The following is an 8,385-nucleotide window of genomic DNA, read 5'->3' as shown; positions in this document are numbered from 1 at the left end:
CGAAAACGACCGCCGGCCCCGCAACACGACGGCCCTGCCCCCTCGCGAACTACTCCCCTGCCCCGAGATTCCCCTACCCCCGAGAGTCCTCCCTCCACCCCACCCCGTCAATCCGCCGGCCCCACCGAAATCGGCCAGGAGCGGAAAAAAGCAAGTCGGATCATCCATGTCAGCGAGCCAAAGTCTCATTTTCGCCGGAGCCGCGCGTCCGTACTGTCGGACTGCCGGCGCACCCATTGGTCGCCTGCCGCCTCACTGACCGAGGGGAAAGACATGCAGATCTCCCACAAAACAAGGCGTTTGACGAAACGGGTGCTGGCGCTGGCTGCCGCGCTGTCGCTCTGTCTGCCGTTGCTCACCGCGAGCCCCGCACTCGCTCTCGTCACTCACACGCTGACCTCGCCGGACGGGCTGACCAACATCACCGTCACCGACCAGGCCGGCGGCGGGCTGACGTACAGCGTCGTGTCGGGCAGCACGAGCATCTTCGGTGACTCGCCGCTCGGCATCACGACCAGCACCGTCGACTTCACGTCAGGACTCACGTACACCGGCGAATCTCGTTCGATCATCAACGAGACCTATTCGCTGCCCGCGGGGACCAAGCCGAGCTACCTCAACGACGGCCGGCAGCTGACGCTGACCTACACGAAGAGCGGCGCGACGATGCAGCTGGTCGTTCGCGCGTACAACGACGGCATCGCCTTCCGGTATGTGCTTCCGGGCAGTGGCGCCATCTCGATCACCGGCGAGACGACCGGGTTCCGGCTGCCGGCCACGACTGGTGGGTGGGCGGCACCGTGGAACTCCAACTACGAGCAGGACTACATCTACCGCAACGCGGCGGGGCTCAACTCGGGCGTCGATCTGACCATGCCGGCGCTGGCCTCGATCAACAACAACGCCTACTTCACGTTGATCAGCGAAGCCAACGGCTACAACTCGAACGCGAGCTACGCACCCGGCATGCTCGAGGGCGACGGTCTCGGCACCGGGCTGCTGAAGCTGTCCCGCACGCCCGACCAAGGTTTCCCGATGTCGAGCACCTATCCGTTCCAGACCCCGTGGCGGGTGGCGGTCATCGCGCCGAACCTCGACGTCCTCTACAACTCCGACCTCGTGCAGAACCTCAACCCGCCGGCCGCGACCACGCCGACCTGGGTAAAGCCGGGGCGTGCCGCCTGGTCCTGGTACTCCGACGAGGACAGCGCCTCCGATCTCACCAAGCAGAAGCAGATGGTCGACTTCGCGGCCGAGATGGGCTTCGAGTACGTCACGGTCGACTGCTGCTACACCCCGGCCGTCGACCTGCCCGCGATCTCCGCGTACGCCGCCCAGAAGGGCGTCAAGGTCTTCGCCTGGGTAACAGCCGACGCCGGCCAGACACCCGCGCAGGCGACCCAGTTGGTTGCCGACCACAAGGCCTACGGAGTGGCTGGTCTCAAGGTCGACTTCTTCCTGAGCGACTCGCAGGCGGTACAGAAGTGGTACCAGTCGATCGGCGACGCCGCCGGCGCGAACCAGATGATGCTCGACCTCCACGGCAGCACGAAACCCGGCGGCGAGAACCGTACCTGGCCCTGGGTCCTGACGTCCGAGGCAGTGGCCGGCACCGAGCACTACAAGTACCCGCCGCCCACGACAGCGGCCGCCGACGTCACGTATCCGTTCACGCGCGGCCCGATCGGCCCGATGGACTACACGCCGGCGATCATCTCGCAGAACGCCTCGGTCCTGACGCAGGGCCACACGCTCGCGCAAGCGATCGTCTACAACACCGGCATGATCAACTACGCCGACTCAGCGGCGGCGTACGAGCAGTGGCCTGGGCGTCACCTGATGCGGGCCATCCCGACCACGTGGGACCAGACGAAGGTCGTCGAAGGCTTCCCGGGTGACCACATCACACTCGCCCGGCGGTCCGGGTCCGACTGGTTCGTTGCCGGTATGACCTCGCCGGCTCGTACGGCGACCGTGCCGTTGTCGTTCCTCGGAGCGGGCACCTACACGGCAACCATCTTCTCCGACAACGCGTCCGGCCGGGTCCAGGTCAGCACGCAGTCGGTGACCAGTGCAACGACCCTGTCGCTGCCGATGATCGCGACCGGCGGTGTGGCGGTACAGATCTCGCAGACGCCGCTCGCCCAGATCGGCAGTGCCGACACCCGGTACGAAGCGGAGTCGGCAACCAATACCCGGGCCGGGTCTGCCTCGGTCGACGCCTGCAAGGGGTGCTCGACGGGGTCGAAGGTCGGCAACGTCGGGTCGGGCGGCTCGGTGCAGTTCAACGGCGTCACGGCATCGACGGCCGGTACGCACCGGATGACGTTCACCTACACCTCGGCCGATCCGCGATCGGTGCGGATCACGGTGAACGGCACGGTACTGAGCACCGAGAGCCTGCCCGATTCGGGCGGCTGGGAGTTCGTCAACAAGTGGTCGGTCGACGTCCCGCTCGTCGCGGGCTCGAACACGATCAAGTTCGACAACCCGAGCGCGTTCGCCCCGGACATCGACGCGCTGACCATCGAGCGGGCGACCGAGGCCGAAGCGGCAGGCAACACGCTCGCCGGCGGCGCGGCAACGGCCGCCTGCGCCGGCTGCTCGGGCGGCACATTCGTGAAGTCGCTCAGCGGTAGCGGCACGCTCGACGTCAACGGCGTGACGGCGTCGTCCGCGGGCAACCACACCGTGCGGCTCGACTACGCGAGCGCGACCGCGCAGACCGTCCAGATTCAGGTCAACGGCGGCACGGCCGTCACCGTCACACTGCCCGCGACCGGGTCCGCGACGGCCATGGCGACCAAGACGCTCGGCCTGACCCTCACCACGGGCTCGAACGTCATCAGGGTGAAGAGCGCCTCCTCGGCGGCGGTCGGCATCGACCGGCTCAGCGTCGTGCGCTGATCCGTCGAATCGTCCATGTCTTAGCGCCGAACAACCATGTTCGCGGGTGCCGCCGGTCACTAGGGTGGCGCTCGTGATCAACAAGCTGAGTGGGGAAATGATCGTCGGCAACGGTACCGTCACGGCGGCGCTGGCAGTCGGCGGATCATCCATCAGCCTGACACTGACGCGATCGGGGCAACCACTCGCAGTAGTTGCTCTAGGCATCAGCGTCGACGGCGCCGACCTCGGCTCGGGGTCGGCGCTCGTCGGTACAGCGGAGTTCCCGGTGGTCGAGGAGTGGTTCGCTGTCGCCGGCAAGGCACGCGGCGATCACCTCGCCGACCACCGGGAGCTGCGGGTCGACCTGCATCACCCGGAGACCGAGCGCGATTGGACGATCCGCATCCGGGTCAGTCCGGACGGAGTCGCCGTACGATATGCGATCCCCGATCTGCAGGGCCTCGCCAACGTCACGTCGGACCACACCAGCGTCGAGCTCGACCTGTTCACCCGAGCCTGGGTCCTCGACTACCAGACCTGGTACGAAACACCGCGGGTCGGTGTCAGCCTCTCGGACCTCGCCCCCGGCGCGTACGGGCTCCCGTTCCTCGCCCGGTCGGGCGACGACTACCTGCTGGTGACGGAGTCCGGTATCGACGGGCGGTACTCCGGCGCCCACGCGGCGATCTCGGGTACGACGCTCGGCTTCGAGATCGCCGACTCCGATGTCGAGGTCGCCCGCGGCGACGTCACCCCGTGGCGGGTGTTCATCATCGGCTCGCTCGCGGACGTCGTGGAGTCCCTGTTCGTCGACGAGCTGGCTTCCCCGGTACGACCGGAGCTCGCCGCCGCTGACTGGATCAGGCCCGGCCGTGCCGCCTGGTCGTGGTGGTCCGACTTCTACTCCGGCGCGCAGCTCGAGCAGCAGAAGCGATTCGTGGACGCCGCGGCCGAACTGTCCTGGGAGCACCTGCTGATCGACTGCGGCTGGGAGGAGACCTGGGTCCCCCAGGTCGTCGCTTATGCGAGCCGCCGCGGCATCCAGGTGCACCTGTGGACCGTGTGGCACGACCTCGACGGGCCGGACAAGCTCGGCAGGCTGGCGCTGTGGCGGTCGTGGGGTGTGGCCGGCATCAAGGTCGACTTCATGGAGTCGGAGTCGAAGGACCGGTACCGCTGGTACGACTCCGTGCTGCAGGAGACCGCGCGCCTGGGGTTGATGGTGAACTTCCACGGCTCGGTGATTCCGCGTGGCTGGGCCCGGACCTGGCCGCAGGTGGTCGGGTACGAGGCCGTTCGCGGTTCGGAGTACTACGTGTTCTACAACGACACTCCGTTGACGGCTGAGCACAATGTCATCCTGCCGTTCACCCGGAACGTCGTCGGGGCGATGGACTACACGCCGGTGGCGTTCTCGGCCGCCGATCGGGTCACCAGCGATGGTCACGAGCTGGCGCTGAGCGTGGTGTTCGAGTGTGGGATCACGCACTTCGCCGATGATGTCGCCGCCTATGCCGAGCGACCGCTCGCCGCTCGTTTCCTCGCCGAGCTGGCGCCGGTGTGGGACGAGACCGTGCTGCTTGCGGGCACGCCTGACACCGAGGCTGTGATCGCGCGCCGGTACGGCGATCGCTGGTTCATCGGCTGCATCGCCGCCGGCGGCCGGCGCGTGGTGTCTGTCGATCTGGACCGGCTTGGCCTGACGCATCCGGTCGCCTGGATCGTCGAGGACACCGCCGGGCTCAGCGAGCGTACGGTGTCAGGTCATTCTTTTGAGGTATCGCTCGCTGACAACGGCGGCTTCGTGGCGATCGTCTCCGATGGCGAGCTCTTCCGATCGACTCCTCGCGCCGTGGTCGACGCACCAGCCGTCGAGCCCGCGCTCGCCGTCCTCGGCGATGACAACACCGCCGTCGTCACCACTGATGGCCGGGTGCGAGTGCCGCCTGGCTGGAGTGCCGAGCCGGCCGGCGACGGGCGCTGGCGGATCCAGGCTCCGAGCGACATGGCACCGGGCACTCAGGGCGTTGTCACCGTCGAGTCCACCTCGATGCCTCCGGCAATCGCCCATACCCGGGTGGTTGCTCCGCTCGTGGCCGGCGTACACCGCGTCTCGGCCCTGCCCATGCTGGCTTTTCGGAACGAAAGCGGCCCGGTCGAGCGCGACCTGAGCAACGGCGGCGGCAATCCGGCCGACGGATCGCCGATGCTGATCGCCGGAGCGCACTTCGCCGACGGCCTCGGGGTGTCGACGCCGTCGGCGGTCGACCTGTACTTCGGCGGGCACGCCGGCCGGTTCACCGCCAGCGTCGGGATCGACGACGAGACCCCGCAGACGCGCACCGTCGCCGTGGTGAGCGGCGACGGCCGGGAGCTGAGTTCCGTCGTACTGGAAGCGGGAAACACCGCCGTGGACCTCGACGTCGAGGTCTCCGGCGTTCGCGTTGTCACCTTGTCCACCCGAGAGGTCGCCGCCGGCGACCCTCCAGCCCACGTGGACTGGGCCTCGGCCCGCTTCATCGTGACGAAAGGAAACAGATGAACAGGAAGTCGTTGCTGTCGATCGCGGTCCTGGCGGCGCTGCTCGCCGGTTGTTCGAGCGGCGGCGGTGAGAAGTCGTCGAGCTCCGACGGGCCGGTGACCATCACCTACGGGATCTGGGCCGGCACCCAGACGCCTGCCATGCAAGAGATCGCCGCTGCCTTCACCAAGAAGAATCCGAACATCACGGTGAAGATCCAGGAGCGGCCGTACCCCGAGTTCTGGTCCACTCTGCAGACCGGCGCCGCGGGCGGGACCGCGCCGGATGCCTTCTGGATGCTTGCCCAGCAGATCAGGCCGTACGCGGCAGGAAACCAGCTGCTCGACATCACGGACACCGTCAAGCAGGAGAACGTTGACCTTGGCAACTACCCCAAGGCAGTGCTCGACCTGTACGACCAGGGCGACGGCAAGCTCTACGGTCTGCCGAAGGACGTCGACACGAACGCCGTCTGGTACAACAAGGCTCTGTTCGACAAGGCCGGCGTCGCCTATCCCAAGGCGGACTGGACCTGGGCCGACTTCCGCGAGACGGCGAAGAAGCTGACCGACCCGGCCGGCGGGACCTGGGGTGTGGCCGCGCCGCTCGACTACCAGGGCGGGTACTACAACTCGATCTTCCAGGCCGGCGGCAAGGTGATCTCCGACGACGGCAAGACCGCTGCCATCGACAGCCCCGAAGCCCAGGCGGGCATCAAGTTCTGGACCGACCTGCAAGCCGACAAGTCGTCACCGACGCTGCAGCAACTGTCCGACACCGAGGGCGAGACGATGTTCGAGCAGGGCAAGGTCGCGATGTACGTCTCGGGCGCCTACTGGGCACTCAAGCTCTATGACAACAAGGCGATCCGGGCCAAGGTCGACGTCGCGCCGCTGCCGACGGGCGTGAAGCAGGCCACCGTGACCAGCGGGATCGAGAACGTCGGATACGCCGGCACCAAGCACCCTGAGGAGACGAAGAAGTTCCTGCTCTTCGCCAGTGGCGAGGAGGCGGCGAACATCCAGGCGAAGTCGGGTGCGGTGCTGCCTGCGTACAAGGGCACTGAGAAGACCTGGATGAGCGCGATGCCCGAGTTCAAGAACCTGCAGACGTTCATCGACGCCAAGGCGTACTCGGTACCGCTGCCCGTGCAGGGCAACGCTGCTGAGTGGCAGGGGCTGCAGGCGAAGTACCTGACGCCCGCGTGGGACGGGAAGATGTCGGTCGCCGAAGCGACCGCGCAGTACGCCGACGCCATCGACAAAGTACTGGCCGAGAACGGATGAGAAAGCGTATTGACTGGGCGGCCTTCGCCATGATCGCTCCGGCGTTCATCGGCCTGGCCGCCCTGTACCTCTGGCCGTTCGCCGCGACCTTCCTGAAGAGCTTCCGGAAGGTCCCGGTCTTCGGTCCGAGCCAGTTCAACGGCGTCGACAACTACCACAAGCTGCTCTCCGACGCCGATTTCTGGAGCGCGCTCGGCAACTCGGCGAAGTACACCGTCATCGTGTTGCTGGGCATTCCGCTGGCGGTCGTCTTCGCGGCCCTGATCCAGCAGGTGTCCCGCGGCCGGGGAATCTACCGGGTGCTGTTCTTCCTGCCGGTGGTGACGCTGCCGGTCGCGGTGGGAATGGTCTGGCGCTTCATTCTGAACGGCGATTTCGGGCTGCTGAACTACGTGTTGTCGCTGGTCGGCATCCCGGGCGAGTACTGGGTTGCCGATGACCGGTTCGCCGTTTACGCGTTCGCCGTGGTCGGGATCTGGATGGGTCTCGGCGTGAACCTGATCATCCTCGGCGCCGGACTGCAGAACATTCCGGCGGACCTCTACGAAGCGTCGGCGCTCGACGGCGCGAACCGGGTCCGGCAGTTCTTCTCCATCACGCTGCCGCTGCTCAGTCCGAGCATCTTCTTCGTGACCATTCTGACGACGATCTCGGCGCTGCAGATGTTCGACCTGGTCTTCATCATGCTGGGCAGCATCAACAACACCGCGCTGAGTGGCTCGAAGACCATCGTGTACCTGTTCTACGAGGCGGCCTTCGTGCAGTTCAAGCAGGGCTATGCCGCGGCGATCGCGATCGTGCTGCTGGTGATCATCATGATCGTGACCGCGATTCAGTTCAGTCTCCAGAAGAAGTGGGTCGTCTATGACTAGCCGTCGCGGACAGTGGCGTCTGCACGTCGTCCTGATCACCGCCGTCGTTCTCATGGTCGTTCCGTTCGTCTGGGAGATCCTGACCTCTTTCAAGACCAGCAACGAGGTCGCCTCGCTGCCGCCGACGCTGTTCCCGTCGACTCCGACGGACAAGGGCTATCGCAGCTTCTTCCACGTCACGCCGTTCTGGGCGCAGTTCTCCGTCTCGGTGATCTCGCTGGTCCTGCGCGTCGTCGGCCAGGTGTTCGTGGCCGCCCTGGCCGGGTACGCCTTCGCGCGGCTGAACTTCCCCGGGCGCAGGACCCTGTTCGCGTGTTTCATGCTGATGCTGATGGTTCCCAGTCAGCTGTTCCTGCTCGGCCAGTTCGACATCATGAAGGGGCTGGGGCTGCTCGACACGGTGCCGGCGCTGGCCATCCCCGGCATCTTCTCGGCCTTCGGGACCTTCCTGATGCGGCAGGCCTTCCTGACGATGCCGAAGGACTACGAGGAGGCGGCGCGGCTCGACGGCGCGGGCACCTTCCGGACCTTCTGGAGCGTGATGCTGCCGATGGCCAGGTCGATGATCGCCGCCCTCGCCGTCCTGACCTCGCTCTACTCGTGGAACGACCTGCTCTGGCCGCTGATCGTCGCCCCGGCCGGTGACGCCAGGCCACTACCGGTCGGGCTCGCCAGCTTGCAGGGGCAGTTCGGCACCGACTACCCCACGCTGATGGCCGGTGCGCTGATCTGCACCCTGCCGTTGGTGGTCGTCTTCATCGTGTTGCAGCGGCAGTTCTTCGCCGGTATCGCCAGCAGCGGCCTGAAGGGGTGACGA

At 66.6% G+C, this 8,385-nt stretch carries 5 protein-coding genes; all 5 read left to right on the top strand.

Going from position 1 to position 8,385, the window contains the following annotated elements:
* Positions 1 to 300: 300 nt before the first annotated feature.
* The 5 genes from ACIA12_RS02210 (at position 301) to ACIA12_RS02190 (ending at position 8,382) form a co-directional block, all read left to right on the top strand.
* Positions 301 to 2,907: a glycoside hydrolase family 97 catalytic domain-containing protein gene (locus ACIA12_RS02210; protein WP_396364965.1), complete on the top strand. Its 2,607-nt coding sequence runs from the start codon at positions 301 to 303 to the stop codon at positions 2,905 to 2,907.
* Positions 2,908 to 2,980: 73 nt separating this feature from the next.
* On the top strand, positions 2,981 to 5,431 hold the full coding sequence (locus ACIA12_RS02205) for a glycoside hydrolase family 97 catalytic domain-containing protein (protein ID WP_396364964.1): 2,451 nt from the start codon (positions 2,981 to 2,983) through the stop codon (positions 5,429 to 5,431).
* On the top strand, positions 5,428 to 6,696 hold the full coding sequence (locus ACIA12_RS02200; protein WP_396364963.1) for an ABC transporter substrate-binding protein: 1,269 nt from the start codon (positions 5,428 to 5,430) through the stop codon (positions 6,694 to 6,696). The genes ACIA12_RS02205 and ACIA12_RS02200 overlap by 4 nt, the downstream gene beginning before the upstream one ends.
* Positions 6,693 to 7,568, top strand: coding sequence for a carbohydrate ABC transporter permease (locus tag ACIA12_RS02195; protein ID WP_396364962.1), 876 nt, complete (start codon positions 6,693 to 6,695; stop codon positions 7,566 to 7,568). Before ACIA12_RS02200 ends, ACIA12_RS02195 begins: the two co-directional genes overlap by 4 nt.
* Positions 7,561 to 8,382: a carbohydrate ABC transporter permease gene (locus tag ACIA12_RS02190; RefSeq protein WP_396364961.1), complete on the top strand. Its 822-nt coding sequence runs from the start codon at positions 7,561 to 7,563 to the stop codon at positions 8,380 to 8,382. Before ACIA12_RS02195 ends, ACIA12_RS02190 begins: the two co-directional genes overlap by 8 nt.
* Positions 8,383 to 8,385 lie beyond the last annotated feature (3 nt).

Source organism: Kribbella sp. NPDC051620, from assembly GCF_044453825.1.
Classification (GTDB): Bacteria; Actinomycetota; Actinomycetes; order Propionibacteriales; family Kribbellaceae; genus Kribbella.
This window is presented reverse-complemented; position numbering and strand designations above follow the sequence as displayed.

Excerpts from the sequence above, each read along its gene's own strand:
- ACIA12_RS02200 (WP_396364963.1), top strand. The coding sequence starts at position 5,428 with ATGAACAGGAAGTCGTTGCTGTCGATCGCGGTCCTGGCGGCGCTGCTC.
- ACIA12_RS02195 (WP_396364962.1), top strand. The coding sequence starts at position 6,693 with ATGAGAAAGCGTATTGACTGGGCGGCCTTCGCCATGATCGCTCCGGCG.
- ACIA12_RS02190 (WP_396364961.1), top strand. The coding sequence starts at position 7,561 with ATGACTAGCCGTCGCGGACAGTGGCGTCTGCACGTCGTCCTGATCACC.